At 70.7% G+C, this 25662-nt stretch carries 30 protein-coding genes and 1 tRNA gene; 19 read left to right on the top strand and 12 right to left on the bottom strand.

The genetic code is table 11. The features are described from left to right. Positions 1-30: 30 nt before the first annotated feature. Positions 31-861, top strand: a complete 831-nt coding sequence (locus FGG90_RS10905; protein ID WP_094127169.1) for a DNA-formamidopyrimidine glycosylase family protein — start codon at positions 31-33, stop codon at positions 859-861. Between the two features lie 74 nt (positions 862-935). On the opposite strand, the gene FGG90_RS10900 is transcribed toward FGG90_RS10905, so the two are convergent. Together FGG90_RS10900 and FGG90_RS10895 are read right to left on the bottom strand one after the other, a co-directional pair. Then, positions 936-1247 (bottom strand): DUF6355 family natural product biosynthesis protein, encoded by a 312-nt coding sequence (locus FGG90_RS10900; RefSeq protein WP_133065138.1) that lies wholly within the window; start codon positions 1245-1247, stop codon positions 936-938. A 14-nt stretch (positions 1248-1261) separates the two neighbouring features. Continuing rightward, entirely contained in the window at positions 1262-1612 is a 351-nt protein-coding gene (locus FGG90_RS10895; RefSeq protein WP_086521670.1) for a DUF6355 family natural product biosynthesis protein, read from the bottom strand. A 193-nt stretch (positions 1613-1805) separates the two neighbouring features. Between FGG90_RS10895 and FGG90_RS10890 the strand changes: the two genes are divergently transcribed. Beyond that, on the top strand, positions 1806-2042 hold the full coding sequence (locus FGG90_RS10890) for a hypothetical protein (protein ID WP_133065139.1): 237 nt from the start codon (positions 1806-1808) through the stop codon (positions 2040-2042). A 58-nt stretch (positions 2043-2100) separates the two neighbouring features. Continuing rightward, positions 2101-2676 (top strand): pyridoxamine 5'-phosphate oxidase family protein, encoded by a 576-nt coding sequence (locus FGG90_RS10885; protein ID WP_094127175.1) that lies wholly within the window; start codon positions 2101-2103, stop codon positions 2674-2676. Here the strand turns inward: FGG90_RS10885 and FGG90_RS10880 are convergent. Beyond that, positions 2673-4073: a GntP family permease gene (locus FGG90_RS10880; protein ID WP_094127177.1), complete on the bottom strand. Its 1401-nt coding sequence runs from the start codon at positions 4071-4073 to the stop codon at positions 2673-2675. The genes FGG90_RS10885 and FGG90_RS10880 overlap by 4 nt on opposite strands. A 97-nt stretch (positions 4074-4170) precedes the next feature. Here FGG90_RS10880 and FGG90_RS10875 point away from each other — a divergent pair, with 97 nt between their 5' ends. Further along, positions 4171-4752 carry a FadR/GntR family transcriptional regulator gene (locus tag FGG90_RS10875; RefSeq protein ID WP_237583330.1) on the top strand — a complete coding sequence of 194 codons (582 nt, stop codon included), beginning with the start codon at positions 4171-4173 and terminating at the stop codon, positions 4750-4752. A 551-nt stretch (positions 4753-5303) separates the two neighbouring features. After that, positions 5304-7427, top strand: coding sequence for an AAA family ATPase (locus tag FGG90_RS10870; protein WP_237583329.1), 2124 nt, complete (start codon positions 5304-5306; stop codon positions 7425-7427). A 53-nt stretch (positions 7428-7480) separates the two neighbouring features. On the opposite strand, the gene FGG90_RS10865 is transcribed toward FGG90_RS10870, so the two are convergent. Beyond that, positions 7481-7554, bottom strand: a tRNA-Gly gene (locus tag FGG90_RS10865). Positions 7555-7635: 81 nt separating this feature from the next. Between FGG90_RS10865 and dcd the strand changes: the two genes are divergently transcribed. Beyond that, a complete protein-coding gene (gene dcd / locus FGG90_RS10860) occupies positions 7636-8241 on the top strand; it encodes a dCTP deaminase (RefSeq protein ID WP_043583745.1) in 606 nt (201 codons plus the stop codon). A gap of 9 nt (positions 8242-8250) precedes the next feature. On the opposite strand, the gene FGG90_RS10855 is transcribed toward dcd, so the two are convergent. Beyond that, complete coding sequence (locus FGG90_RS10855) at positions 8251-9075, bottom strand: Rossmann-fold NAD(P)-binding domain-containing protein (RefSeq protein ID WP_094127181.1); 825 nt, start codon at positions 9073-9075, stop codon at positions 8251-8253. Between the two features lie 80 nt (positions 9076-9155). Between FGG90_RS10855 and FGG90_RS10850 the strand changes: the two genes are divergently transcribed. After that, on the top strand, positions 9156-9569 hold the full coding sequence (locus FGG90_RS10850; protein WP_094127183.1) for a winged helix-turn-helix transcriptional regulator: 414 nt from the start codon (positions 9156-9158) through the stop codon (positions 9567-9569). Positions 9570-9582: 13 nt separating this feature from the next. Here the strand turns inward: FGG90_RS10850 and FGG90_RS10845 are convergent, their stop codons facing one another. Next, a complete protein-coding gene (locus tag FGG90_RS10845; protein WP_094127185.1) occupies positions 9583-10077 on the bottom strand; it encodes an Lrp/AsnC family transcriptional regulator in 495 nt (164 codons plus the stop codon). 164 nt (positions 10078-10241) lie between these two features. Between FGG90_RS10845 and ald the strand changes: the two genes are divergently transcribed. Then, entirely contained in the window at positions 10242-11360 is a 1119-nt protein-coding gene (ald, locus tag FGG90_RS10840) for an alanine dehydrogenase (RefSeq protein WP_094127187.1), read from the top strand. 74 nt (positions 11361-11434) lie between these two features. Then, complete coding sequence (locus tag FGG90_RS10835; RefSeq protein WP_094127189.1) at positions 11435-12145, top strand: DUF4190 domain-containing protein; 711 nt, start codon at positions 11435-11437, stop codon at positions 12143-12145. Between the two features lie 284 nt (positions 12146-12429). Here FGG90_RS10835 and FGG90_RS10830 read toward each other — a convergent pair whose 3' ends face one another. Continuing rightward, complete coding sequence (locus FGG90_RS10830) at positions 12430-12945, bottom strand: DIP1984 family protein (RefSeq protein ID WP_094127191.1); 516 nt, start codon at positions 12943-12945, stop codon at positions 12430-12432. A 60-nt stretch (positions 12946-13005) separates the two neighbouring features. On the opposite strand from FGG90_RS10830, the gene FGG90_RS10825 reads away from it, so the two are divergent. Continuing rightward, on the top strand, positions 13006-13614 hold the full coding sequence (locus tag FGG90_RS10825) for a TetR family transcriptional regulator (protein WP_094127193.1): 609 nt from the start codon (positions 13006-13008) through the stop codon (positions 13612-13614). Between the two features lie 49 nt (positions 13615-13663). Here the strand turns inward: FGG90_RS10825 and FGG90_RS10820 are convergent, their stop codons facing one another. After that, on the bottom strand, positions 13664-14416 hold the full coding sequence (locus FGG90_RS10820) for an SDR family NAD(P)-dependent oxidoreductase (RefSeq protein ID WP_094127195.1): 753 nt from the start codon (positions 14414-14416) through the stop codon (positions 13664-13666). A gap of 175 nt (positions 14417-14591) precedes the next feature. Between FGG90_RS10820 and FGG90_RS10815 the strand changes: the two genes are divergently transcribed. Both FGG90_RS10815 and FGG90_RS10810 read left to right on the top strand, forming a co-directional pair. Further along, on the top strand, positions 14592-15473 hold the full coding sequence (locus tag FGG90_RS10815) for a patatin-like phospholipase family protein (protein ID WP_094127197.1): 882 nt from the start codon (positions 14592-14594) through the stop codon (positions 15471-15473). A gap of 185 nt (positions 15474-15658) precedes the next feature. Beyond that, a complete protein-coding gene (locus FGG90_RS10810; RefSeq protein WP_133065140.1) occupies positions 15659-16318 on the top strand; it encodes a hypothetical protein in 660 nt (219 codons plus the stop codon). 42 nt (positions 16319-16360) lie between these two features. Here the strand turns inward: FGG90_RS10810 and FGG90_RS10805 are convergent, their stop codons facing one another. Together FGG90_RS10805 and idi are read right to left on the bottom strand one after the other, a co-directional pair. Next, on the bottom strand, positions 16361-16798 hold the full coding sequence (locus FGG90_RS10805) for a DUF6278 family protein (RefSeq protein ID WP_094127201.1): 438 nt from the start codon (positions 16796-16798) through the stop codon (positions 16361-16363). A 61-nt stretch (positions 16799-16859) separates the two neighbouring features. Further along, positions 16860-17432 carry an isopentenyl-diphosphate Delta-isomerase gene (gene idi, locus FGG90_RS10800; RefSeq protein ID WP_094127203.1) on the bottom strand — a complete coding sequence of 191 codons (573 nt, stop codon included), beginning with the start codon at positions 17430-17432 and terminating at the stop codon, positions 16860-16862. A 44-nt stretch (positions 17433-17476) separates the two neighbouring features. Between idi and FGG90_RS10795 the strand changes: the two genes are divergently transcribed. Genes FGG90_RS10795 through FGG90_RS10775 form a run of 5 tightly spaced genes read left to right on the top strand, consistent with a single transcriptional unit; the run spans position 17477 to position 22778 of the window. Next, entirely contained in the window at positions 17477-18547 is a 1071-nt protein-coding gene (locus FGG90_RS10795) for a polyprenyl synthetase family protein (protein WP_237583327.1), read from the top strand. After that, entirely contained in the window at positions 18544-21180 is a 2637-nt protein-coding gene (gene crtI / locus FGG90_RS10790; protein ID WP_094127205.1) for a phytoene desaturase family protein, read from the top strand. The genes FGG90_RS10795 and crtI overlap by 4 nt, the downstream gene beginning before the upstream one ends. Further along, on the top strand, positions 21180-21524 hold the full coding sequence (locus FGG90_RS10785; RefSeq protein WP_094127207.1) for a lycopene cyclase domain-containing protein: 345 nt from the start codon (positions 21180-21182) through the stop codon (positions 21522-21524). The genes crtI and FGG90_RS10785 overlap by 1 nt, the downstream gene beginning before the upstream one ends. Then, entirely contained in the window at positions 21521-21889 is a 369-nt protein-coding gene (locus FGG90_RS10780; RefSeq protein WP_094127209.1) for a lycopene cyclase domain-containing protein, read from the top strand. Before FGG90_RS10785 ends, FGG90_RS10780 begins: the two co-directional genes overlap by 4 nt. Then, positions 21882-22778, top strand: a complete 897-nt coding sequence (locus FGG90_RS10775) for a prenyltransferase (protein ID WP_094127211.1) — start codon at positions 21882-21884, stop codon at positions 22776-22778. The genes FGG90_RS10780 and FGG90_RS10775 overlap by 8 nt, the downstream gene beginning before the upstream one ends. Before the next feature lie 27 nt (positions 22779-22805). On the opposite strand, the gene FGG90_RS10770 is transcribed toward FGG90_RS10775, so the two are convergent. Then, positions 22806-23126, bottom strand: a complete 321-nt coding sequence (locus FGG90_RS10770) for a hypothetical protein (RefSeq protein ID WP_094127213.1) — start codon at positions 23124-23126, stop codon at positions 22806-22808. Positions 23127-23253: 127 nt separating this feature from the next. Here FGG90_RS10770 and FGG90_RS10765 point away from each other — a divergent pair, with 127 nt between their 5' ends. Next, the gene (locus FGG90_RS10765; protein ID WP_094131362.1) at positions 23254-23985 is read left to right on the top strand and encodes an SGNH/GDSL hydrolase family protein; all 732 of its coding nucleotides are present in this window, start codon (positions 23254-23256) and stop codon (positions 23983-23985) included. Positions 23986-24060: 75 nt separating this feature from the next. Here the strand turns inward: FGG90_RS10765 and FGG90_RS10760 are convergent, their stop codons facing one another. Then, positions 24061-25089 carry a LysR family transcriptional regulator gene (locus FGG90_RS10760; RefSeq protein ID WP_094127215.1) on the bottom strand — a complete coding sequence of 343 codons (1029 nt, stop codon included), beginning with the start codon at positions 25087-25089 and terminating at the stop codon, positions 24061-24063. A gap of 102 nt (positions 25090-25191) precedes the next feature. Here FGG90_RS10760 and FGG90_RS10755 point away from each other — a divergent pair, with 102 nt between their 5' ends. Further along, entirely contained in the window at positions 25192-25623 is a 432-nt protein-coding gene (locus tag FGG90_RS10755; RefSeq protein ID WP_094127217.1) for a DUF5997 family protein, read from the top strand. Positions 25624-25662 lie beyond the last annotated feature (39 nt).

Genomic DNA, 25662 nt, shown 5'->3' with positions numbered 1-25662 from the left:
CCTGTCGGCGGCCCCCGCTACCGTCGACCCATGCCCGAGGGTGATTCCGTCTTCGTCCTCGCGGCACGCCTCCGCGCGCAGGTCGGCGGGGCGCTCATCGCGGATGGCGAGCTGCGGTCCGGTGCGCGGGCGGGAGCGCGGCTCGTCGGACGGCGGATCACCGGCTTCGACACGCACGGCAAGCACCTGCTCATGCGGCTCGACGACGCGTCCACCCTCCACACGCACCTGCGGATGCAGGGATCGTGGACGGTCACCAGGCCGGGCAAGCGGGTGCCCATGCGGATCCAGCACCAGGTGCGCGTGCGCCTCCGCCTCGACGACGGCCGCACCCTCTGGGGCATCGACCTGCCCGTCGTCGAGCTGATCCCCACCCGCGACGAGCGCGCGGCCGTCGGCCACCTCGGGCCGGACCCGCTGCGCGACGACTGGGATCCGGCGCTCGCCGTCTCCCGCCTCGCTGCGCGTCCCGACGACGCGATCCGCGCCGCCCTCCTCGACCAGCGCCCGATGGCGGGCCTCGGCAACCTGTGGGTCAACGAGGTCGGCTTCCTGCGCGGCGTGCACCCGGCGACCCGCGTCCGCGATGTCGACCTCCCGCCCCTCGTCGCCCTCGCCGCCCGCTCGCTGCGGCACTCGGCGACGGTGCCGGCGGCGTACCAGATCACGACGGGCGATCCCCGCCGCGGTCGCACGCACTGGGTGGTCGGCCGCGCGGGTCGGCCGTGCCTGCGCTGCGGCAGGACCGTGATCGGCGTCGACGATCCGGGGAGCACGAGCGAGCGCGGGCGGCGGGCGTGGTGGTGCCCGCGGTGCCAGCCGGCGGGCGCCGATGCGATATCCGCGAGCCCACGAGAATAGGGCCGCAGCGGGATCGGAATCCCACCACGGCCCTATTTCCTCACTGTCGGGAGATATCGCCCCTCATCTTCCGATCAGCAGTACTTCTTCGTCCATGACGCGCCCACGAGAGCCCCGAGGGCAGGATTCGCGTAGAGGGTCGTCTCGCCGGGTGAGACGCACATGGTGCGATTCGCGTAGTAGTACCGGACGGTGATCTTCGCCGGCTTGGACTTGCAGTTGTTGTACGTCGCCTTCTCGTAGCGGCCGTCCTCGCCGCCACCGAGGCTGCCGGTGGTGATCGGGTAGAACCCGCACGGCGTCGCCGCCTGCGCGGGAGCCGCGGCGACCAGCGATCCGCCGACCAGCATGCAGGCCAGCAGGGTCGAAGCCGCGAGCTTCCTCATGGTGCCCATGGGTCTCAGCAGGTCCCGGTCTTGACCGCGCCGGACACCTTGCTGCCGTTCTGGGTGAAGCCGAGCCGCGTGTCCCCGGGCTTCACGCAGTACGACTTCTTGCCGGATGCGGTGCTCACGGAGATGCGCTGCTTGCCCTTGCTGCAGTTGCCGTAGTGCCCCACCTGGCGTGTGCCGCCGAACGGATCCACCGTGCCGACGATCGGCAGGTCGACCGACCAGAGCGACTTGTAGTCCTCGTTCTCGACGCTGTATCCGCACACGTACGCGCTCGCCGGAGCGGCGGTCGCGGTGTGCAGGACGGCCAGTCCCGTGAGCGCGAGCGCGGCTGCCGCGGCACCCGTGAAGAAACGCATGCCACGGCTCTTCGAATTCTCTTCCATGCTTCCCCCGTCGTCATGAATGTCGGTGCCGAATACGCCCCTGCGCATTCCCGTCCATTCGGATCGGCGTCAGCATTCCATGATCGTCGGCGTGGAGTCAAGGCGTGGAAATGGCCGCTATGATGGCCCGGAACGTCGATGAACAGGGGATGATCCGATGATCGGGATGACCACGACCAAGCGCTCGTCCGTGACGGCGGTGGCGAGCATCGTGCTCCTCCTCGTGGTCCTGGGCCTGCGTCGGCAGGAGATGCTCACGGACTCGGTCGCGGTCGTGCTGGCGCTCGTCCTCGGGCTCGCCTTCGCCGTCGCGACGACGCTCACGGGCGTGCGTGCCGCGCGTGCGGCGCGGGAGCGGGCGGCCGCGGAGACGGCCTCGGCGGACGACCGCCGCCGCCTCTGACGCCGGAGCGCGAGGACGCGAGCCGGAGCATCGCGCGACCTCCCGCGAGACTGGATCCATGACCTCCGACGACTTCGCCCGCTGGCTCCGCGCCCAGCCCTCGCTGACCGGATCCGCCCCTCCGCTCGACCTCGACGCCATCCCCGACGACCCGGACGACCTCTTCCGCGCCTGGATCGCCGCCGCCGCCGACGCGGGCGTCCCCGAGCCGCACGCCGCGACGCTCGCGACGGTCGACGCGGACGGCCTGCCGGACGCGCGCACGCTGATCCTCAAGGACGTGGGCCCGCGCGGCTGGGCGTTCGCGGGCACGCGCTCCTCGGCCAAGGGCGCGCAGCTCGCGGCGTCCCCGATGGCGGCGCTTGCGTTCTGGTGGCAGCCGATCGTGCGCGCGGCGCGGGTGCGCGGATCCGTCGAGGAGGCCAGCGCGGAGGAGAGCGCCGCCGACCTGGCTGCGCGCTCGGCCGCGGCCCGCGCCGACGTGGATCCGGGCGACTGGGTGCTGTGGCGCATCCGCCCAGTGCACGTGGAGTTCTGGCAGGGGTCGCCCGACCGGCGGCACACGCGGATCCTGTTCGACCGTGTGGGCGACGCGTGGACGCGCCGCGGGGCCGGCGGCGAGGGCCGCGTCTAGACCACCGACGCCACCCCGAACACCGCCGTCGCGATCGCGAACCCCATCACGCCGATCGCGGTCTCCATCACGGTCCAGGTCTTGAGGGTCGTCTTCACGTCCATCTCGAAGAAGCGGCCGACGAGCCAGAAGCCGGAGTCGTTCACGTGGCTCGCGACCACGGATCCGCCCGCGACCGCCACGACGAGCGCCGCCACCTGGAACGCGTTGTAGTCGCCCGCGAGGATCGCCGGGGAGACGAGGCCCGCGGCCGTGGTGAGCGCGACGGTCGCGGAGCCCTGCGCGATACGGAGGATCGCCGCGATGAGGAACCCGGCCACGATGATCGGGATGCCGAGGTCGCCGAGCACGTCGGCGAGGGCGTCGCCGATGCCGCTGGTGCGGAGGACGCCGCCGAACATGCCGCCCGCGCCGGTGATGAGGATCACCGAGCAGACCGGGTCGAGCGCCGACTCGAGCGTCTTCTCGAGCGCGCCCTTGTCGATCCCGCGGCGCCGGCCGAGCACGAACGCGGCGACGAGCAGCGAGATGAGGAGCGCGACGGGCGTCTCGCCGAGCGTGCGGAGCACCTGGTACCAGGTCTGGTCGCTCGTGCCCTCGGGGAGGATCCCGCCGGTGGAGGCGGCGTTGAGGCCGGTGTTGAGGAAGATCAGGACGAGCGGCAGCAGCAGCACGGCGATCACGGTGCCGAACCGCGGCGGGTTCGACTCGGCGTGCTCGTCGGCCTCGCCGAGCAGCGTCGGGATCGGCAGCACGAACCTCTTCCCCACCCACAGGCCGAAGAGGTAGGCGGTGACGTACCAGGTGGGGATCGCGGCGAGGAGGCCCACGAGGATCACGATGCCGACGTTCGCGCCGAAGAACTCGCTGGCCGCGACGGGGCCGGGGTGCGGCGGCACGAAGACGTGCATCACCGAGAAGGCTCCGGCCGCGGGGAGGCCGTAGCGGAGCACGCCGCCGCCGAGGCGCCGGGCCACCGAGAACACGATGGGCAGCATCACGACGAGGCCGGCGTCGAAGAAGATCGGGAAGCCGAAGAGCAGCGACGCGACCCCGAGCGCGAACGGGGCGCGCTTCTCGCCGAAGACGCGGATCAGGGTGTCGGCCAGCGCCTTCGCTCCGCCGCTGGTCTCGACCAGGCGCCCGAGCATCGCCCCGAGCCCCACGAGCAGCGCGACGGCGCCGAGCGTGGATCCGAAGCTGCCGACGAGCACGGTCACGATCTGCGAGGTCGGGATCCCGGTGGCGAACGCGGTGACGAGGCTCACGAGGATCAGGGCGACGAACGCGTGGATGCGCAACGCGATGATCAGGATCAGCAGCACGACGATGGCGCCCGCGGCGATCAGGAGGAGCGGACCCGCGGTGAGGGTCTGCGTCCAGTCTTCGATGGTCATGGGGCTCCGTTCGGCTGGGCGGATCCGTGGATCGCGTCGCGTGCGGCGGCGCCCGGCCGGGGAGGGGGGCGTCGGTGCCTGCGTTAGGCGGGCGGCGGTGGGGCCGCTCGCGGTCCTTCTACACAACACCCCGGCCCGGCTGCGCGTACTCGGCGCCATGGCCCTCCTCGTGCCGAAGCGCCGCGTGGGCCTCGTGGTGCAGGGCCCAGGCCGCTGGAACGTCTACGACCCGCGCATCATCCGCTGGCGCCTCACCGGCCCCGGCCGCTCGGACCAGTTCCGCTCCCTCACTCAGCTGCGCCGCGCGGTCGAGCCGGTCGCGGCGTCACTCGCTGCGCGCAATGCGACTGCTGCTCAGCGCACGCGCATCGCCGAGCTCGCGGTGGATCTCCGCCGCCTCGGCGAGGCCGGCGCCCTCGTCGACTTCCTCGCCGCCGACATCGAGTTCCACCACCTGATCCTCGAGGCCAGCGGCAACGACATGTTCAGCGCCCTCCGCGAGGTGATCACAGAGGTCCTCAGCGGTCGCACGCACCAGGGGCTGATGCCGCGCACGCCCCGGCCGCATGCGCTCGACACCCACGAGCAGGTGGCGCATGCGATCCGCGATGGCGATGCGGCGACGGCGGAGGCGGGGATGGCGTCGCTTTTGGCGGAGGTCAGCAGTGCGATCCTCTGATCGCAGTAGGAGGCGACTTGCGTCGCCGAGTCGCTTGTGGCAGGCGCCAGTCCTTTTATACGTCGACGCCGAATTCTCGCACGTAAGCGACAAGAACGAGCTCCCTCACTTCGCATGGTCTCCACGCTGATCGCCATCTATTGAGCTGTGAGCAAACGCGTTGCGCGCGGCTTTGAATCTTCGGTGACGCGGCCACGTCAATCCTCCTCTAGCGGCTCGGCGATCATGGGCGCAGCTAGTGCGCACTCAAAACGACCCATACTTATGCCACAGAGTGCGCCATTTTTGTCAAGTACCCAAAATGCGGGGTACTAAGCGACTTCGTACCACGGTATCGTAAAATCGATTTACACTATTTAAGGCACTTCTGAGTAGGTAGGCGGGGAGGTCACATGCTAGAGCGAATCCATAGCATCGACGGCGTAGGATTATTCCACCGGTCAAGAGCTGGGGCGCACAAGTTTGCGCAATGTTCGCTTGTCTATGCAGAGAACGGGCGGGGTAAGTCCACGCTCGCCAGCATACTTCGCTCGGTATCTTCTGGTATTGCAGTGGATATAGAGGAGCGGGTGACTATTGACGCCTCTGTGCAGCCGGCCGTGTCGCTTCAATTTGGTTCGAACTTGCGAGTCGAGTATGTGCAAGGAGTTTGGTCGCAAAGGCGCCCGGAAGTTAAAGTTTACGACTCGACCTTCGTAACGCGAAATATACATTCGGGCACTGAGATCACCGCGGAGCACAGAAAAAACCTCCTAGACTTCGCTCTTGGTGACTCCGCGGTGGCGGCACGCGAAGTCGAAGCTGATGCAGCAAAAAAGCAGCAGGAAGCAACGGCAGCTATTCGAGAACTGAGCACAGAACTTCAGGCGCGCTCCACGCCAATGCCTTTAGCTGTATTTCGGGCACTTCCGGAAGTTCAGGACTTTGATGTAAAAGCCAAGATGTTGCAGAAGCGCTTGGACGAAGCTAGTCGTCTGGAGGTCATTAGAAGTCAGCCCTTACCGGCCGCCCTGACTGAGCCCAAGGTTGATATTGATGGCGTTTTTGAGACACTATTTACCACTCTGGATGAAGTCCACGCGGAGGCGGAGACCGCTGTGGCTGCGCACGTGGAGAGGCTTGACGATACCAGCGCCATCGACTGGATTGCGCGTGGTCAGGCATATCCAGCAGATGAATTTTGCCCTTTTTGCGGCCAGTCGACGGAGCATGTGTCGCTCATAGCGATGTACAAAAGCCACTTCAATCAAGCCTTTAAAGCGCTCCGTGCAGAAATTGATCGTAAGACCACCAGCTTTGTTGACATAACTGCACCAACAACGCTCGAGAATATTCAGCGACACAGAATTTTAGTAAATGAACGGATAGATCTCTGGTCGCCCCTGGTTCAGCTTTCAAGGGTGGGCGCTGACCTAGATGAGCTTGCATCGACTTCCCTGGAAAATTTGCGCGAACTGATTCTCAGCTTGCTAAGCAGGAAGGCCCTCGCTCCTTCCGATCGCGTTGGTACGCAAGGAGATAAAGAGGAAGCGAATCGTCTTTGGAGCCAGGTACTCAAGGTTGTTTCAGACATGAACGAAATGACTATTGCCCATGTGGCATCCATCACCACTTACTTGGAGACGCTCGGCAAAGAGGATGTCACTAGAGTCCGGGAGGAGCTGTCGCAGATGGAGAGGGCAAAGCTGCGCCACTCTCAGGACATCAAGACGCTTTTTACGAGCTTGGCTCAAGCGGAAGTTAATCTGACAGAAGCTGAGCGTGAGCGAAAAGATGCACGAGCGACTCTCAGTCAGCTGATGGCGACGACCCTCGCAAGCTATCGTGTCGCAATAAACGGCCACCTTGGGCGGCTGGGTGCAGCGTTTGCAATTGATGAGTTTAAGACAAACTACCTCGGCGGCAAAGCTCGCACGGACTACGGAATCACCTTGCGGGGTGAAGCTATCAAGGCGGCCGGTGGATTGCCTTCATTTGCGACTGCGCTGAGTGAGGGAGACAAGCGCACAATGGCCTTCGCCTTCTTCGTTAGCTCCATGCTGGCCGATCCGGGCATTGCGGACAATATTGTTGTAGTCGACGATCCTATGAGTAGCCTCGATCGTAGTCGTCGCCAATATACAATCAATATTCTTGTTAAAATTGCCGCGGCTTGTAATCAGCTAATTGTTTTGGCGCATGATGCTGAGTTCCTTCGCGACTTACAGCGGGCTCTCGAGAGTGATATACGGAATCGGGCAATGAAGTCTGTCCAAATTCAGCGAGTAGCGGATGACTATTCGGAATTTGCGCCCGTAGATCTGGAACGCGAGTGCGAGTCGGAATATTATACAAATTACCGATCGGTCAACGATTTTGTTGCTGGGCGCAGCACTGACCCTCGTTCGGCCGCGACGGCTTTAAGGCCCGTTGTCGAGGGGTTTCTGCATCGTCGATATCCCGGTGCCTTGGTACATGGGGGCACACTCGGTGGTGTCATTCATCAAATAGACATAGCTCAGACCCCAAGCGTGCTCGTGCATGCAAAAAGTGATGTAGTCGAGCTACGTGAGTTAAATGATTTTGCTAGCCAATTTCATCACGACACCAACCCTGATGCATCTACGGCTCCTGCAAATGCGCAGGAGATCGCGACTTATGGACAGCGCGTACTAGATTTGGTACACGGCGCATGAGGACTTTGATGGTGTAGATCGGCGACCGCCTCTTGGTGGCCCAGTATTAGATGTGGAGCGAGTGACGGGAATCGAACCCGCGCTATCAGCTTGGGAAGCTGAAGTTCTACCATTGAACTACACTCGCGCGACCGGCCTGGGGCCGGTTCGAGACCACAGCCTAGCAAGAGTCCGGCCGGGCGCCACCCCGCGCCGGTAGGCTCCTGCCGTGCTCCTCTCCGACCGTGACATCACCGCCGAGCTCGACGCCGGACGAGTGGCCCTCGACCCCTACGACCCCGGGATGCTGCAGCCCGCGAGCATCGACGTGCGCATCGACCGCTTCTTCCGGCTGTTCGACAACCACAAGTACCCCTACATCGACCCCGCCGAGGATCAGCCCGAGCTGACGCGCCTCATCGAGTCGAAGCCGGGGGAGCCGTTCATCCTGCACCCGGGCGAGTTCGTCCTGGGGTCGACGTTCGAGCTGGTCACGCTGCCGGACGACGTCGCCGCGCGCCTCGAGGGCAAGAGCTCGCTCGGCCGCCTCGGCCTGCTCACGCACTCCACCGCCGGCTTCATCGACCCCGGGTTCTCCGGCCACGTCACGTTGGAGCTGTCGAACGTCGCGACGCTGCCCATCAAGCTCTGGCCCGGGATGAAGATCGGCCAGCTCTGCTTCTTCCGCCTGTCGTCGCCCGCCGAGAAGCCCTACGGATCCGGCGAGTACGCCTCCCGCTACCAGGGCCAGCGCGGGCCCACAGCCTCCCGCTCGCACCTCAACTTCGTGCACACCGACGTGACGGTGACGGACGCGGGGCAGTCGGGGGAGTAGCCCCACCGACTAGCTGGCTGGTCGATCGGACGGCGGTCGCGCGGCCGACGCAGCATCCGCCGCCACCTGCACCGCATCCACCGGCTCGCGTCCGAGCAGCATCGCCAGATCCCCGGTCGTCTCCGCGAGGAACCCGTGCCGTACGGCCGTGTGGATCGACATGAGCATCGCCGGCTGGAACGGCTTGAGTCCGGCGCCGTCGTAGGACGCGCGGCGGGTGGCGAGGTCGAGACGGTCGAGCGGCGCACCCACGCGCTCCGCCACCGAGGCCGCGGTGATGGGCTCTCCCACGAGGTCGTAGCTGCGACCCGCGTGCGCCTGCGGCGAATGGGCGACCACGGCCGCCGCCTCTGCGAGATCGGCGCGCGCGACCGCTGCGAGGGCGCCGTCGCCGAACGCCGACTCCAGGCGCAATCCCCGCCAGGTCAGCAGCGCACCGAACAGCTCCGCGTACAGGCCGTTCCGCAGCACGGTCGACGGCACGCTGCTGCGGGCCAGGCGCCGCTCGGTCCAACGGTGCGCCAGTGCGAAGGCGAGGTGATCCCCGTCCGTCGCGACGCTCGTGTAGATCACGTGCCCGACGCCGTCGCGCTCGGCCGCCGTGATCGCGGCATCGTGCCGCGCGGTCACCACGTCGTCCTCGGCCTCGCCCGCCGAGACGAGGACCAGGGTGTCGACGCCGGCGAAGGAGATCGTCGCCGGATCGTCGAGGTCGATGCGCCGCATCCCGTCGGCGCCGGAGCGGCTGCTGCCGATCGCGTCGGCCCCCATCGCGCGGAGGAGCTGGACGATGGCGGAGCAGAGCTGGCCCGTGGCGCCGGTGACGAGGATCATGGATCCACCTCTCGTGGTTCGGATTCGGTGACGTCACCGAGCGTGCTGCGACACCCGACCCCTCACAAGGAGGCACTTCCGTGTCACCCACGCACACCGCGGTGACCGCCGACCTCGAGCCCTGCGGCCGCGCGGACCACCCCGACTGCGGGATCCGCGACGTGCTCGACCGCGTCGGCGACACCTGGTCGGTGCTCGTCGTCGTCGAGCTGGCGTCGGGGGAGCGACGGTTCCGCGAGCTCCAGCGTGCCGTCGAGGGGATCTCGCAGCGCATGCTGACGCTCACGCTGCGGCGGCTGGAGCGCGACGGCCTGGTCACGCGCACGGTCTTCCCGACGGTGCCGGCGCAGGTCTCGTACGCGCTCACGCCGTCGGGCAGCCGGCTCACGCACCTCGTGAAGGCCCTCGCCGACTGGGCGCTCGCGGAGCGCGCGGGCATCGCGGAGTCGCGCGAGCGCTACGACGCGGAGCACCCGGGGCACGCGATCCGCTGAGCGACGAGGGCGACTAAGCGTCCGGATCCGCGACAGCCGGCCCCGAGTGGTGGTGGTCGAACACCACGCTCGTGCGGGTCGACGCCACGGCCGGGTGCGCCGAGAGGTGCTGCAGCACGAAGTCGCGGAGGTGGTCGCTGTCGCGGACGGCGATGTGGACGATGAAGTCCTCGGATCCGCCGAGGAAGAAGAGCTGCACCACGTCGGCGAGCTCGCGCATCTCGGACGCGAAGGCGGCCATCTCGTGGCGGGCGCCCGCGCGGATCGCGATGCTGATGAGCGCCTGCAGGCCCACGCCCACCGCATCCGCGTCGATGGTGGCGGTGAAGCCCGTGATCACGCCGCGCTCCACGAGGCCGCGCACCCGGGTCACGCACGTCGACGGCGCGATGCCCGCCTGCTCGGCGAGGCGGCTGTTGGGGGTGCGCGCGTCGGCGCGGAGCAGCGCGACGAGCTTCCGGTCGACGGCGTCGAGGGGCTCAGGGGTCCGCAGTTCCTTCGTCGGCATGGGGCGTCCGTCCTCTCGTGGCGCAGGATCACGCCGGAAGGAGCGCATCCGCCGGAGATCCTACGGACTTCACCAGCCCGAAACGCACGATGGCCATATTGGGACTCGCCCTCCCGCATCGCTGCCGCCGGCCGCACCTCGCGGGGAGACGAGACGGAGCACGCATGAAGGTCGGGATCCCCACCGAGATCAAGAACAACGAGAACCGGGTCGCCGCCACGCCCGCGGGCGTGCACGAGCTCGTGCGCCGCGGCCACGAGGTGCTCGTGCAGGAGGGCGCGGGACTCGGATCCAGCATCACCGACGCCGACTACCTCGAGGCGGGCGCGACCGTCGTCGCCACGGCCGACGAGGTGTGGGGCGCCGCGGACCTGCTGCTCAAGGTCAAGGAGCCGATCCTCGAGGAGTACCCGCGCATGCGCGCCGGCCAGACCCTCTTCACCTACCTGCACCTCGCGGCGTCGCGGCCCTGCACGGACGCGCTCGTCGCCTCCGGCACCACGGCCATCGCCTACGAGACCGTGCAGCTCCCCAACCGCCAGCTGCCGCTCCTCCAGCCGATGAGCGAGGTCGCCGGCCGGCTCTCCACCCAGGTCGGCGCGTACCACCTGATGCGCGCGGCCGGCGGGCGCGGGATCCTCCTCGGCGGCGTCCCCGGCACCCCGAAGGCGCGCGTCGTCGTGATCGGCGGCGGCGTCGCGGGCGAGCACGCGGCGGCGAACGCGCTCGGCATGGGCGCCGACGTCACGATCATCGACCTCTCCATCCCGCGCCTCCGCGAGCTCGAGAACCGCTTCGGCGGGCAGGTGCAGACGCGCGTCTCGTCCGCGTACGAGATCGCGGCGCAGCTCAAGGACGCGGATCTCGTGATCGGCTCGGTCCTCATCCCCGGCGCGCAGGCGCCGAAGCTCGTGACCGACGCGATGGTCGCCACGATGAAGAAGGGCTCCGTGCTCGTCGACATCGCCATCGACCAGGGCGGCTGCTTCGAGGGATCGCGCCCCACCACGCACGACGACCCGACCTTCGCCGTGCACGACAGCGTCTACTACTGCGTCGCCAACATGCCGGGCGCGGTGCCGGAGACCTCGACGCGCGCGCTCACGAACGCGACGTTGCCGTACGTGATCGCGCTCGCCGAGAAGGGCTGGAAGCGGGCCCTCGCGGAGGATCCCGCGCTCGCCCTCGGGCTGAACGTGCACGACGGGCACGTGACGAACTCGCACGTGGCGGCCGCGCTGGACATGCCGCTGACGCCGGTCGCGGAGGCGCTCGCGGACTGAGGGGCGCATCCGGCCGTCGCGGGATGTGATCCCGCGGCCGCCGGATCCGCCGCCGACCCTGGCAGGGTCGATGCATGACCTTCCGCTACGCGCCCGAGCCCGAGCCGACCGCACCCCGCGAGCGGAAGACGTCCAACGGCGTCGGGCTCGCGGCGCTCATCGTGGGCGTCGTGTCGCTCGTCGGCTCGGTCATCCCGATCCTCAACTACGTGTCGGGCTTCCTCGCGGTCGTGGGCATCGTGCTCGGGATCATCGGACTGATCCTCCGGGACCGGCCCCGGGGCATGGCGCTCGGCGGGCTCGTCCTGAGCGCGATCGCGCTGATCCTCTCGATCGTGCTCGCGATCGTCTACACGGTCGGCATCGCCACGGTCATCGGCGACGCCGTCGAGGACTCGCGGGAGCAGGCGCGCACGGCCGAGCCCGCCGATCCCGCGACGCCGGCCCCCGGCGCGACGGGCGGCATCACCGTCGACTACGAGCTGACGGGGACCGTGCCGAGCGCGCTGGCCACCTGGAGCAGCGTGTCCACGGACGACATCGGCTACGAGTCCGCCACCGCCCAGGGCCTGCCGTTCACGCGCGGCACGGTGCTGCCCGACGACGTGACGCCGCGCGACGGCGGCCTCACCCTGAGCGGGATGGCCGACGCGGCCGACGGCGACCTGACGTGCCGCATCAGCGTGCGCGGCGTGGTCGTCGAGGAGCGGACGGCCACGGGTCCCCAGGCGTCGGTCGTCTGCCTCGCCGACGTGGACGAGATCCGCGCGGCCGCCGCGGGCTGAGCGTGCAGCGCACGCGGGCAGCCGCCCGCCGCCCACGACTACGACTACGGGCCCGGCGCGCATCGCGCCGGGCCCGCATCGAAGGGGGCGAGGTCCCCGAACCCTCCCTCGTCGTCCGACCGGCACATGGTGGTGAGGTGTACCCGTGCACCGTTCCCGGTGCGAGGTGCGGGGCTGACGTGTGCTCGGCTCTCGCCGGGTGCGCTGCCCTCCGCGCCACAGGGGATCAGGTTGCCCGCTGATCCATCGGGGTGTGCCCGCTCCGGACGACTACCGACTCGCCCCTACGCCTCCTGCCCGCCTGCCTCCTCGACCAGCTCGACCTCCCAGTTCGCGCGCTGGATCCGCGCGTCCAGCTCCCGCAGCTCGCGCGCCGCGTCGTCGGCCCGCTCGCGCACCTCGCGGATGGGCAGCGCCGCGATCTGCCGCAGCTCGCTCCGCATCTGCCGCGGCGCGTAGCCGGCGGCCATGCCCCCGCCCGCACGGCCGGAGGCGGCGTCGGCGGCCGAGGTGAGGATCCCGTGCCGCGTCCGCAGGGCATCGCGCCGGGCGAGCGCCGCCGTGAGGGGCGTGCCGTCGTCGAGGGGGGCGGCCGTGTTGGTGACGTTGATCCGGGTCACGAGCGCCGCCAGCAGGTCGACCGCCTCGACCGCCTCGACCGCCTCCGCGAGCAGCGCGGCCGCGTCCTCCGCGGGATCCTCGCCCTCCTGGTAGCGGGCGGTCGCCTGGATCCTGCTCCGCAGCGACTCGACGCGCCTCTGCAGGTCGGACCGTTCCATCAGCGCCTCGGCGAGTCTCATGCACCCACCGTGCCACACCGCCCGGGACCGGTCGACGGGCCGCGGGATACGATTCCCGACATGCCGTCGACCCCGCCGAGCGACCGGCCCGCCCTTGGCCGGCCCGCCGCGATCGACGCGCAGGACCTCGCCCGCGTGGCCATCGGCCTGTTCGCCGAGCGCGGCTACGAGGCGGTCAGCATGGCCGACATCGCGGAGGCCGCGGGCGTCGGCCGCCGCAGCCTCTTCCGCTACTTCCCGTCGAAGGCCGACCTCGTGTGGGGCGGCGCGGACGTCGTCGGCGCCGAGCTCGAGCGCCTCCTCGGCGAGGGCCCGGGCGACCGGCCGCTGGGCGAGGCCTACTCCGACGCGTTCGTCGGCGCGCTCGGCCCGCGCTTCCTCGACCTCGGCATGACCCGGGTGCGGCTCCGGATCATCGACGCGCACCCCGACCTGCACGGCCGCTCGTCGCCGCGCATCACCGCCGCGTCGCCCGCGCTCGCCGCGTTCGTGGACCGCGGCCTGCCGGAGCTCGCCGGCACGCTCGAGGCGGCCGCCGTCGCCGAGGCGCTCGCCGCCGCCAGCCACACCGCGCTCCGTTGGTGGGCGACGCGATCCGACGACGAACGGCCCGACGCGTCCATCCGGCGGGCCGTCCGCGCGCTCGCGCTCCCCGGCGACGCCCGCTGAGGGGAGCGTCCGGGAGCGCGACCGGGGCCGCGCCGGGGTCGGGGATCCGCTAGATCGCGGACCAGCCGCCGTCCGACGCGAGGATCACGCCGTTCACGTTGCTGCTCTGGTCGCTCGCGAGCCAGATCACCGAGTTGGCCATCTCGTCGGCCTCGACCGGCGCCGGCACGATCGTCTGCATGATCGGCCCCATGACGCGGCCGGCGTGCTCCGAGCGCATCGGCGCCTCGATCGCCGTGTTCGTGGCGCCGGGCGCGACCGCGTTCGCGCGGATGCCCTGCCCGGCGTAGAGCACGGCCGTGTTCTTCGTCATGCCGGCGACCGCGTGCTTCGAGGCGGTGTACGCGAGCCCGGCGGCGGATCCGCGGAGCGCGGCCTCGGAGGCGATGTTGACGATCGCGCCCTTCCCGGCCTCGACCATGAGCGGCAGCACGGCGCGCGTGAGGCGCATCACGGCGGTCACGTTCACCGCGAACACGAGGTCCCACGTGCGGTCGTCGACCTCGGCGGCGGGCAGGAAGCCGTCCATGATCCCGGCGACGTTCGCGAGCACGTCGACGCGCCCGTCGGCCGCGGCGACGATCGCCTGCACGCCGTCCTCCGTCGTGATGTCGCCCGTGACGGGCACGAGGTCGAGGCCCGGGTTCTCGGCCACGAGCGCGTCGAGGCGCTCGCCGGAGACGTCGGCGGCGATCACGCGCGCGCCCTCCCGGGCGAAGCGGAGCGCCGACGCGCGGCCGATGCCGCTGCCCGCTCCCGTGACGATGGCGGTGCGTCCGCCGAACTGCTGGTCCTGGCTCATGTCGTTCCTCGCTGTCGGGCCGGCCTCGTCGCCGGCACCCTCATTATGGCACGCGGTGCCATATGTGCGGGAGGATGCGCGCCGCCCGCGTCCAGCCCCCGTCGGCCTCGCGGTCACCGCGCTCGTGGATGATGGTCGAGGACCCGCATCGGGCGGGCCGGGAACAGGAGCGACCGTGAGCAGAGCGCAGGCATCGGAGCAGCAGGGCACCACGCGGGGACTGGTCCTCGGCGGCGGGGGCGTCGCCGGCATCGCGTGGGAGACCGGGCTCCTGTCGGGCCTCATCGCCGCGGGCGTCGACCTCGCGGCGGCCGACGCGGTCGTCGGCACGTCGGCCGGATCCGTCGTCGCGATCAACCTGCGCGCGGGCGCCATCGACGCCGCCTACGACGAGCACTTCGTCGACGTGGCCGGCATGGCCGAGCCCACCGGCAGCCGCGACCTCTCCCGCACGATCGAGGTGCTCGGCGAGGGCGTCGTGAGCACGGCGGGCGAGATCCCGACCCGGCAGAGGATCGGCGAGTTCGCGCTCGAGGAGTACGACCCCGAGGTCGACGACGCGGCGAGCGTCGAGCGCATCGGCCAGCTCCTCCCCATCCGCGACTGGCCCGAGCAGGACCTGCGCATCACCGCGGTCGACGCCGGCACCGGCCGCTTCACCGTCTTCGACAAGGACTCCGGCGCCGACCTCGTGCGCGCGTCCGCCGCGAGCTGCGCCGTCCCCGGCGTGTTCCCGCCCGTCACCATCGACGGCCGCCCCTACATGGACGGCGGCATGCGCTCCAGCACGAACGCCGACGTCGTCGCCGAGCACGAGCGGATCCTCGTCATCGCGTGCGGCCCCGAGGCCCCCGCCTCCGGCATGGGCCCGACGCTCTCGACCGTCGTGCAGCAGCTGCGCGGCCGGGCCGAGGTGCTCGTGATCCAGGCCGACGCCGAGAGCACCGCCGCCTTCGGCGAGAACTCGCTCCTGCTCTCCACCCGGAAGGCCTCCGCCGAGGCGGGCCGCCGCCAGGCCGAGCGCGTCGCCGACGAGGTCCGCGCGTTCTGGGGCTGATCCCGCCCGCACCCGCCCGACGGGTGCACGACGAGGGGCCCGGCCGCGTCATGCGGCCGGGCCCCCTTCCATCCCGCGGTCTGAACGCAACTCGCGCCAGGCTGTGCATCGACAGCGCGAGTCTCGAAGGCGTGAGAGGAGGGTCTCGACGGGGCAGAGAGCCTCATCGAATCAAGGAGAAGCACATGACGACGAACTCTGCGCGTGGACGCATGCTCCGTCGCGCAACGGCAGCGACTGCGATCGTCCTCAGCCTGGTGATGGTGATCAGCGCTGATCCGGCGTTGGCATCCCAACAGAACGCAGCGCCGGTTCCCGATGACGTGACCAGCCTGCCCTCGAGTGTCAGCCGGCTGAGCTACGACCCGAACATCGCGGCGGTTCAGAAAGACATAGCCGAGCAGGGTGGAGGCGCAGTACTCGGCTCCACGACGGTGCCCTACTCCGCAGAGGTCGGGACACCAGGACCGCGTGCTGACGCAACGGGCTCGGGGGCACCGTCTGGGTGCAGCTTGACGGTCACGGTCTACATCACCTATCGCACGAAATCCCGAAGCAGCGTGTACAACGAGTCGACGACGTACTGCCCAGGGGCGAAGACCTACATGGAGCTGACCATCGTGAAGGAGGACACCGTCTTCGGAACGACGAGGACCGTTGCGGATAAGTCCTTCTTGGGAGGCGGAGACTTCAGCGCGGAGGTTGCGTACTTCTGCCCCACAGGCAACATCAGCGGATTCCAGGGTCGCACTTACTCGGAGATCACCATAGGTGGTCAGGAGTACAAGGCGAGTGCGTACGACGGCACCGAGGGCGGCGGCTTCTACCGGTACAACTGCGGGTAGCTGTCCTTCTCCAGGCGGGGGCGGGCGAGCGCCGCAGCACGCTCAGGCTCCGCCCTCGCCTCTCGTCGCGATCTCCAGGACGCCATCGAGAAGGCGCGATGGAGCTCCCTGCTCTCGCCAATGACAGAACTTGATGACGTCCCATCGGTCACCATTCGGTATATCCAGCGTGGGATATCCGTTTCCGTCAAGCAACCAGCTGCATTTCGGTGCTCTCGATATGACTGTCTCGCCCAGGTAGACGGCTATGTCCTTGAGCAGCTCGGACGCTTGCGCCGGAGGCAGCGACGAGAGTCGCACATCGAGGGACTCGACGCTCGCGTCGCCCATGTCCAGATCGATGCCCTCTTCTCGCGCGAATGCATCCAACGCGGTCCACTCGTCCAGGTGGCCGACTCGACGATCGGGGACGGGGGCTGCTGCGGAGTACGAGGAGACGCGGAAGGGGAGCAGCTTCGGCTTGATGAACATCTCTGTCATGCGCGCAACCTAGTCATCGCTGTCCGCTCGTCTCGACGGGATGCACAGCGTGCAGCATATCTCAGACGGCCGGCACGGCCGCCGCGTCCGCGAGCCCCGCGTGCGCCGCGTGCTCCGGGTAGAGCAGCGGCAGCTGCAGCGTGAGCCACGGGCTGAAGGCCCACGGCGTGTGGGCGACGGCGGGGATGAGCTCCTCGGGGTCCACCCACTGGTACTCGCCGACCTCCTCGGGCCGCGGATCCACCGGCGTGGCCGCCACGGCGCGGAACACCGGGCAGATCTCGTTCTCGACGACACCCGCGGCGTCGGTCGCGCGGTAGCGGAAGTCCGGCAGCACGAGCTCGACCGACGCGAGGGTCAGCCCCAGCTCCTGCTCGGCGCGGCGGTGCACGGCCTCGACCATGTCCTCGTCGGGCGCGGGGTGACCGCAGAACGAGTTGGTCCAGACGCCGGGCCAGGTGAGCTTGCCGATGGCGCGGCGCGTGACGAGGATCCGCCCCTCCGCGTCGAACACGTGGCACGAGAACGCGAGGTGCAGCGCGGTGTCGCGGGTGTGGACCGTCGCCTTGGGCGCCGTCCCGATGGTCTCGCCGTCGTCGTCCAGGAGGACGACGAGCTCGGTGTGCTGTGGCATGCGCTCCCTGCTTTCCGTTACCCCCACGATGTTAGGTTTCATCCGTGGACGCCACCAACCTCGCTGCCGTCTCCACATCGAGGCAGGCCCACGTGAACGGCGTGCTGGATGCGTTCTTCGCCCGCTCGCTCGTGCGCGCCGAGGCCATGGGCGACGAGTACGTGAAGCTGTGGCGCACGCTGGAGTCCAACACGGCGGGCGGCAAGCGCTTCCGGCCCCGCATGGTCATGGCCGCGTACGACGGCCTCGGCGGCCAGGACGTGCAGGCCGCGGCCCACGTCGGCGCCGCCTTCGAGATGCTCCACACGGCGCTCATCGTCCACGACGACGTCATCGACCGCGACTTCACCAGGCGCGGCGGCCCCAACGTCTCCGGCTCCTACCGCGACATCGCGACCACGCAGGGCCTGCCCCAGCCGCTCGCCGAGCACCGCGGCATGTCGGCCGCCGTCATCGCGGGGGATCTGGCGCTCGTCAACGCGTACCGCCTCATCGACGCGAGCGGCGTGCGCGACCTCACGCGGTCGCATCTGCTCGAGATCCTCGACGACGCCGTGTTCGCCTCGGCGGCGGGCGAGCTCATCGACGTGGAGTTCTCGCTCACGGCGGACGTGCCGAGCGTCGAGGAGATCCTCCGCATGGAGCGCCTCAAGACCGCCGTCTACTCGTTCGAGGCGCCGCTGCAGGCGGGGGCCGTGCTCGCCGGCGCGAGCCCCGCGATCGTCGCCGCGCTCGGCGACTTCGGCCGCGACATCGGCATCGCCTACCAGGTGGTCGACGACGTGCTCGGCGTCTTCGGCGACGAGGAGGAGACCGGCAAGACCAACCTCGGCGACCTCCGCGAGGGCAAGCGCACCGTGCTCATCGCCCACGCCGTCCGCTCCTCGGAGTGGAAGGAGATCAGCGCGCTCGTCGGCAAGGACGACCTCTCCCGCGGCGAGGCGGCCCTCGTGCGCTCGGTGCTGGAGAGCTCCGGCGCCCGCGCGTACGCCGAGGGCGTGGCGCGCGACCTCGCCGTCGCCGCGTGCGCGCGCCTCGACGACCCGGTCGTGCCGGAGGCGCTCCGCCTCGAGCTCGCGCCCGTCGCGGAGTCCGTGCTCGGGCGCATCCGATGACGCGTCGCCTGCCCGGCCGCCGGCCCGCCGCCCCCGAGGCGCCCACGGGACTCGAGAAGTACGACCGCGTCGCGCAGGACACCGCCTCCGTCGTGATCCGCCGCTACTCCACCTCCTTCGGCCTCGCCTCGCGCCTCCTCGGCGCGGACGTGCGCCAGCACATCGAGAACGTGTACGCGCTCGTGCGCATCGCCGACGAGATCGTCGACGGCGCGGCCGCCGGCGCCGGCGTGGATCCCGCGCACGTCGAGGACCTGCTCGACGCCCTCGAGCAGGAGACCGAGGACGCGATGCTGCGCGGCTACAGCACCAACCTCGTCGTGCACGCGTTCGCGATCACGGCCCGCCGCGCCGGCTTCGGCGCCGAGCTCACCGCGCCGTTCTTCGCCTCCATGCGGATGGACCTGCGGCGCATGGAGCACACGCCCGCGTCGTTCACGGAGTACGTGTACGGATCCGCCGAGGTCGTCGGCCTGATGTGCCTGCGCGCGTTCCTCGTCGGCCACGCCACCACGCGGCCCGAGCGGATCCGGTTCGAGGAGGGCGCCAAGCGCCTGGGCGCCGCGTTCCAGAAGGTCAACTTCCTCCGCGACCTCGCCGCCGACCACGACGCGCTCGGCCGCAGCTACTTCCCCGGCGTCGACGTCGCGACCTTCTCGGAGGCCGACAAGGAGCGCATCCTCGACGACATCGACGCCGACCTCCGCATGTCCGGCGCCGTGATCCCCGACCTCCCCGCCTCCAGCCGCCGCGCCGTGGCGCTCGCGCAGGGCCTGTTCGCCGAGCTCGCCGTGCGGCTCCGCGACACCCCGGCGTCCGAGCTGGCGCGCACGCGCGTGCGGGTGCCGGATCCGGTCAAGGCCCGCATCGCGCTCGCCGCCGCCACGGGCGCCGAGCCGTCCGGCGTCGACGGCCGCCTCGTCCGCCGCTCCCGCGCGCCCCGCGTCCACGGCGCCCGCCCCGCGCCCGCGCCCTCCGCCCGTCCCACCCCGCACGAGCCCGTCCCGTCCGACCCCGAGCAGCAGGAGAGCGCCATGACCGCACCCACCGCCATCGTGATCGGCGGCGGGATCGCCGGCCTCGCCTCCGCCGCGCTCCTCGCCCGCGACGGCTACCGCGTCACCGTCGTCGAGGGCCGCGACCAGGTCGGCGGCCGCGCCGGCTCCTGGGAGAAGGACGGCTTCCGCTTCGACCTCGGCCCCAGCTGGTACCTCATGCCCGAGGTGTTCGACCACTTCTTCAAGCTGATGGGCACGAGCGCCGCCGCCGAGCTCGACCTCGTGCGCCTGCCCGGCTACCGCGTGCTCTTCGAGGGCGATCCCGAGCCCATCGACATCCGCGACTCCCGCGAGGCGAACCTCGACCTCTTCGAGAGCGTCGAGCCCGGATCCCGCCCCGCGATGGCCCGCTACCTCGACTCCGCGAAGGACGTCTACGAGGTCGCCAAGAGGCGGTTCCTCTACACGACCTTCGCCGACTACCGGCCGCTGCTGAAGCGCGACGTCGTCACCCGCACGGGCACGCTCGGCAAGCTCCTGCTCACGCCGCTCGAGACCCACGTGGCCCGCTACGTGAAGGACCGCCGCCTCCGCCAGATCCTCGGCTACCCGGCCGTCTTCCTCGGCTCCTCGCCGAAGCTCGCGCCGAGCATGTACCACCTGATGAGCCACCTCGACCTCGAGGACGGCGTGCTGTACCCGCAGGGCGGCCTCATCACCGTCATCGACGCGATCGAGCGGGTGGCGCGCGCCGAGGGCGTCGAGATCCGCACCGGTGCTCCCGTCGCGCGGATCCTCACCGAGCCCACGAAGGCCGGGAAGGCGCGGGCGCGGGGCGCGCAGATCACCACCGAGGCCGGCACCGAGACGCTCGACGCCGACGTGGTCGTCTCCACCGCCGACCTGCACCACACCGAGACCGAGCTGCTCCCCGAGGCGTTCCGCACGTACCCGCAGGCGTACTGGGACAAGGCCACCGCGGGCCCCGGCGCCGTGCTCGTCTACCTCGGGGTGCGCGGCGAGCTGCCCGAGCTGCACCACCACACGCTGCTGTTCACGGAGGACTGGGACGAGAACTTCTCCCGCATCTTCCCGCCCAAGGGCGGCACGACCTCCGTGCCGGATCCCGCGAGCATCTACGTCTGCAAGCCCAGCGCCACCGACGGCTCGGTCGCCCCGGAGGGCCACGAGAACGTCTTCATCCTCGTGCCGATCCCCGCCGACCCGACCATCGGCCGCGGCGGGATCGACGGAGCCGGGGACGCGCGGGTCGAGGAGATCGCCGACCGGGCGATCCAGCAGATCAGCGACTGGGCCGGCATCCCCGACCTCGCCGACCGCATCGTCCTCCGCCGCACCTCGGGCCCCGGCGACTTCGCCGCCGACCTGCACTCCTGGAAGGGCACCATCCTCGGGCCCGCGCACACGCTCTCGCAGTCGGCCATGTTCCGCGCGGGCAACACGAGCAAGCGGGTCGACGGGCTGCACTACGCCGGCGGATCCACCATCCCCGGCATCGGCCTGCCCATGTGCCTCATCAGCGCAGAGATCCTCGTGAAGCGCCTCCGCGGCGACACGTCGACCGGCCCCGGCGCCGAGCCGCTCGTGCGCACGGTCGGCCGCCCGGTCGTCTGATGGGTGTCCTCTACCTCGCGGCCCTCCTCCTCACCCTCGGCTGCATGATGCTCGTCGACCGCCGTTGGCGCCTGTTCTTCTGGCGCGACCGCACGGCCGCGGCCGTCACCACGCTCGTCGGCGTCGCGTTCTTCCTCGCCTGGGACGTGGCCGGCATCTCGCAGGGCATCTTCTTCCGCGGCGAGACGGCGTTCATGACGGGGATCCTCGTCGGCCACGAGCTCCCGCTGGAGGAGGTCTTCTTCCTCACGCTGCTCTGCTACCTCACGATGAACCTCGTCAACGGGTTCAGCCGCCTCGCCGACCACCACGTCGCCCGGGCCAGGGAGCGCGCGAACCGATGAGCTACCTCGTGCTCGACCTGCTGTTCCTCGCGCCCGTCGCGGTCGTCGGGTTCCTGTTCCGCCGCCTGCTGCTGCGCGAGGCGAACGCCGTGCCGTACGGATCGAGCCGCTTCGACTACCCCGAGTACTACTGGTACCGCCGGATGCCCGTCGCGATCCTGCTCGTGATGACGCTCATCTTCGACAACATCATGATCAAGGTGGGCCTCGTCGGCTACGACCCCGACAAGCTCGTCGGCCTGATGCTCGGCTACGCGCCCGTCGAGGACTTCGCCTACGCGATCGCCGCCCTCGTGCTGCTGCCCGCCGTCTGGTACCTGCTGCGTCGCCGCCGCAGCGTGTCCGGCATCGAAGCGCATGAGTGACGTGCGGGCCCGGCCGGGCGCCGCGGAGGTGCTCCGCACCATCGCGCTCTCGTCCCGCCCGCTCTCCTGGGTGAACACGGCGTTCCCCTTCGCGGCCGCGTACCTCACGGTCACGCGCGAGCTCGACCTCACGGCCGTGCTCGGCACGCTCTACTTCCTCATCCCGTACAACCTCGCGATGTACGGCATCAACGACGTCTTCGACTACGAGTCCGACATGCGGAACCCGCGGAAGGGCGGCGTGGAGGGCGCGGTGCTCGCCCGCGCGATGCACCGGCCGGTGCTCGTCGCCGTGCTCGTGACGAACGTGCCGTTCCTCGCGTACCTCGTGGCCGTGGGATCCGCCGCCAGCGTGGCCGTGCTCGCCGTGAGCGTCTTCGCGGTGGTCGCGTACTCGCTCAAGGGCCTGCGCTTCAAGGAGCGGCCGATCCTCGACTCGCTCACCTCCAGCACGCACTTCACGTCGCCCGCGGTCTACGGCATCGTGCTCGCCGGCGGCGCGTTCACGCCGGCGCTGGGGGCGATCCTCGCGGCGTTCTTCCTGTGGGGCGTCGCGTCGCACGCGTTCGGCGCCGTGCAGGACATCGTGGCCGACCGCGAGGGCGGCCTCTCCTCCATCGCGACCGTGCTCGGCGGAGCCGCCACCGTGCGGATCGCGGTGCTCGCCTACGTCGCGGCCGGCGTCGCGATGCTGTTCACGGGCTTCCCCGGCATCGTCGCGGCCGCGCTCGTGATCCCGTACGTCCTCAGCACCGCGCCGTTCTGGTCGATCCGCGACGAGGACGCGGAGGCCGCCAACCGCGGCTGGCGCCGCTTCCTCGGCCTCAACTTCCTCTCCGGCTTCGTGGTGACGATGCTGCTCATCGCGTACTGGCTCGCCACGCCCTGATCCGGGCGCGGCGGCCCGCGGCCCCGCTCAGTAGTGCGTGGGCATCATGCCCGTGGCGAGCTCGCGGTGCCGCCGGGCGTGCTCGCCCGCGAACGAGAGCAGCTCCATGTCGTGCTCGCGCATCCAGTCGACGGCCGCCTCCAGCGAGACCGCGGTGGAGACCCACACGCGGCGGCCCGACGCGTCGACCGCGTCGGCGTAGACCTCGTAGACGGGGGCGGATCCGGCGGCGCGCACCGTGGGCACGACGTAGCCGAGCACGGGCTGCGACGCGACCTGCACGCGCCAGGCGCCCTGGTGGTAGCGGGCGTGCGGGTGGTGGATGAGGGGCTCGGGCTCGCGGGTCATCGGTGCTCCAGGTGTGAGGACGGGGGCGCGAGCACCCGGCCGTGCTCGTGGACGACGATAGGCTCGGCCTCCGACACGGGGGCGTCGGCGCATGATGGACGGACGCCCCTTCCATCCCCAGGAGCCCATGACCCCGCCGATCCGCATCCTCCACCAGGCCGTCCGCCCCTTCGTGGCGGCGAGCCTGCGCGGCGGCATCCCCACCCCGCTCACGGCGACCGTGCCCACCGACGCGCCCGTCGGCGTGGTGGCGGGTCCGGACCCGGACCGGATCCTCGCGCTCGGCGGCATCGGCGGATCCGGCGTGGGCCTCCGCACGCACGCCGACGGCGTCGCCGCGCAGTCGGCGCGGGCGCTCGCGGCGCGCACGGGCCGCGGCGTCGAGTGGCGCACCGTGCCGCTCGCCGACCAGCACCTCACGGCCACGCAGGAGGCCGTGCGGCAGGTCACCGAGCTGCACCGCTACGACGTCGTGCTCGTGATGCCCGGGGTCGCCGACGCGCTCGAGCTCGCCCGCATCACGCCCTGGGTCCACCGCCTCGAGGACCTGCTCGACCACCTCGTGGAGCAGACCGCGGACAACTCGATCGTGCTCGTGTCCGACGTGCCGCAGGTGTCGCAGTACGTGGAGGCCGGCACCTTCGTGCGGGGTCTCTTCCGCGACCACGCCGCGTACCTGTCCGCCCGCAAGGCCGAGGTCTGCGCGCGCTTCCCGCAGGCCGTCTCGGTGAAGCTGCCGGATGCCGGCCCGGTCGACTTCGAGGGCGGCGAGTTCCGCTACTCGTCCATGTACCGGCGCTGGGGCGAGCACGTGGCCGGCGTCATCGCCGACCTGCAGGCCGCGCGCGGCGGGATCTAGCGCGCGCGGCGACCATCGCGCGCGGCGCCAGCGCTGGCGGCATCCGGCGCCGGCGGGGTCGAGCGCCGGCGGGGCCTAGCGCCCGCGGCGACCGCCGCGCGGGGGAGTGCGTCCGCCGCCGGATCCGCCCTTGGGCGTCGGCTTCCCGCCGCCCTTCGCGCCCGCGCTGCCCGGCTTGCCGGCGGCCTTGCGCGCCGTCTTCTGCGCGGCGGTGGGCTTGCGGCGGTCGCGCTCGTCGTCCTCGCGCGCCGACCGGGAGCTGGCGGCGGTGCGCCCGCGGACGATGCCCACGAGCTCCTCGATGTGCGGGGAGGCGTCGCCCTCGCGCCAGGCCACGGCGATCCGCGTCTCCGGCAGGTCGTGCACGGGCACCGCGACGACGTCCTTGCGCGCGTGCAGCCGGCCGAGCGCGTGCGGCACGACGACGAAGCCGACGCCCGCGGCGACCAGCTCGACGGCGGCCGCCACGTCGGCCGGCATCGGCACCGGATCCGCGCCCGCCGTGCGCCCCGGCCAGCCCGGCACCTCGTCGGCCGGCTGCAGCAGCAGGTCCTCCGCGAGGTCGGTGAGGGACACGGCGTCGGCGGTGGCGTGCGCGTGCTCCTTGGGCAGGATCGCGACCTGCACCTCGCCGTAGAGGGGGACGACCGTGAGGCCGCGCCCGTCGACCGGGAGGCGGAGGAACGCGACGTCGACGGATCCGTCCACGAGCCCGGGGGCCGCGTCCGGCTCGGCGAGCGGCACGACCCGCAGCGGCACGTCCGGCACGCGCTCGTCCCAGGCGCGGGTCCACTTGGCGACGGTGACGCCCGGCACGATCGCGACGACCAGCCCGCGCGGCGGGGCGGCGGCCTCGGCGGCGAGGCGGGCGTCGTCCGCGGCGATCGCGGCGCGGGCCTCGACGAGGCGCGCCTCGCCGTCGGGGCTCAGGCGCGTGGGCCCGTCGTCGCGCACGAACAGCTCGACGCCCCAGAGCGCCTCGAGGTCGAGGATCGAGCGGCTCACGGCGATGCGCGAGACGTTGAGGGCCTTGGCGGCGCGGGCGAAGTGCAGCTCGTCGGCCACGGCGGCGAAGCGCCGGAGGGCGGTCGGGTCGGCGTCCACGGGAGTCCCCTCGATGGCCCGCTCGGTGGTGGCGCGTGAGCGGCGGCGGGTCCGATCCAGGCTAGTGCAGGGCGCGCGGGGCCCCGACGGTACCCTGGGCACATGACGAGCCCCGGATCCAGCCAGACGATGAAGGCCGCGACCGCGGCGAAGAAGCTGGGCGTGCACCTCCCGGCGACCCCCGTGGAGTTCCAGGAGTCGACCCCGTCCCGCGCGGAGCTCGCCGAGATGCACGAGAACCCGCCCGAGTGGCTGGCCACGCTGCTGCGCGACGGCCCGCACCCGCGCCAGGTCATCGCCGGCAAGCTCGGCGTCTCCATCGCCGGCCTCGCCCGCGGCGGCGTCGACGAGGCGCTCACCACGGCCCAGATCAAGGAGCTGCTGCAGGCTCCGCCGCAGTGGCTCGTGCAGGAGCGCGCGACGCAGGCCGAGGTGCGCGAGGAGCAGATCCGCGTGAAGAACCGCGACGCCGGCCGCGCCGCCATGGCCGCCGAGCGCGAGCGCCAGGAGGGTGCGGGCGGCTCGCGTCGCTGAGCCGAGCCGCTGAGCCGAGCCGCTGGCGGGCCGACCCGA

Source organism: Clavibacter michiganensis subsp. tessellarius, from assembly GCF_021922985.1.
In the GTDB taxonomy this organism is placed as follows: Bacteria; Actinomycetota; Actinomycetes; order Actinomycetales; family Microbacteriaceae; genus Clavibacter; species Clavibacter tessellarius.
This window is presented reverse-complemented; position numbering and strand designations above follow the sequence as displayed.

Coding starts and splice junctions, on each gene's coding strand:
- FGG90_RS10905 (WP_094127169.1), top strand. CDS start 31: ATGCCCGAGGGTGATTCCGTCTTCGTCCTCGCGGCACGCCTCCGCGCG.
- FGG90_RS10900 (WP_133065138.1), bottom strand. CDS start 1,247: ATGAGGAAGCTCGCGGCTTCGACCCTGCTGGCCTGCATGCTGGTCGGC.
- FGG90_RS10895 (WP_086521670.1), bottom strand. CDS start 1,612: ATGCGTTTCTTCACGGGTGCCGCGGCAGCCGCGCTCGCGCTCACGGGA.
- FGG90_RS10890 (WP_133065139.1), top strand. CDS start 1,806: ATGACCACGACCAAGCGCTCGTCCGTGACGGCGGTGGCGAGCATCGTG.
- FGG90_RS10885 (WP_094127175.1), top strand. CDS start 2,101: ATGACCTCCGACGACTTCGCCCGCTGGCTCCGCGCCCAGCCCTCGCTG.
- FGG90_RS10880 (WP_094127177.1), bottom strand. CDS start 4,073: ATGACCATCGAAGACTGGACGCAGACCCTCACCGCGGGTCCGCTCCTC.
- FGG90_RS10855 (WP_094127181.1), bottom strand. CDS start 9,075: ATGATCCTCGTCACCGGCGCCACGGGCCAGCTCTGCTCCGCCATCGTC.
- FGG90_RS10845 (WP_094127185.1), bottom strand. CDS start 10,077: ATGCCGACGAAGGAACTGCGGACCCCTGAGCCCCTCGACGCCGTCGAC.
- ald (WP_094127187.1), top strand. CDS start 10,242: ATGAAGGTCGGGATCCCCACCGAGATCAAGAACAACGAGAACCGGGTC.
- FGG90_RS10835 (WP_094127189.1), top strand. CDS start 11,435: ATGACCTTCCGCTACGCGCCCGAGCCCGAGCCGACCGCACCCCGCGAG.
- FGG90_RS10830 (WP_094127191.1), bottom strand. CDS start 12,945: ATGAGACTCGCCGAGGCGCTGATGGAACGGTCCGACCTGCAGAGGCGC.
- FGG90_RS10825 (WP_094127193.1), top strand. CDS start 13,006: ATGCCGTCGACCCCGCCGAGCGACCGGCCCGCCCTTGGCCGGCCCGCC.
- FGG90_RS10820 (WP_094127195.1), bottom strand. CDS start 14,416: ATGAGCCAGGACCAGCAGTTCGGCGGACGCACCGCCATCGTCACGGGA.
- FGG90_RS10810 (WP_133065140.1), top strand. CDS start 15,659: ATGACGACGAACTCTGCGCGTGGACGCATGCTCCGTCGCGCAACGGCA.
- FGG90_RS10805 (WP_094127201.1), bottom strand. CDS start 16,798: ATGACAGAGATGTTCATCAAGCCGAAGCTGCTCCCCTTCCGCGTCTCC.
- idi (WP_094127203.1), bottom strand. CDS start 17,432: ATGCCACAGCACACCGAGCTCGTCGTCCTCCTGGACGACGACGGCGAG.
- crtI (WP_094127205.1), top strand. CDS start 18,544: ATGACGCGTCGCCTGCCCGGCCGCCGGCCCGCCGCCCCCGAGGCGCCC.
- FGG90_RS10785 (WP_094127207.1), top strand. CDS start 21,180: ATGGGTGTCCTCTACCTCGCGGCCCTCCTCCTCACCCTCGGCTGCATG.
- FGG90_RS10780 (WP_094127209.1), top strand. CDS start 21,521: ATGAGCTACCTCGTGCTCGACCTGCTGTTCCTCGCGCCCGTCGCGGTC.
- FGG90_RS10775 (WP_094127211.1), top strand. CDS start 21,882: ATGAGTGACGTGCGGGCCCGGCCGGGCGCCGCGGAGGTGCTCCGCACC.
- FGG90_RS10770 (WP_094127213.1), bottom strand. CDS start 23,126: ATGACCCGCGAGCCCGAGCCCCTCATCCACCACCCGCACGCCCGCTAC.
- FGG90_RS10765 (WP_094131362.1), top strand. CDS start 23,254: ATGACCCCGCCGATCCGCATCCTCCACCAGGCCGTCCGCCCCTTCGTG.
- FGG90_RS10755 (WP_094127217.1), top strand. CDS start 25,192: ATGACGAGCCCCGGATCCAGCCAGACGATGAAGGCCGCGACCGCGGCG.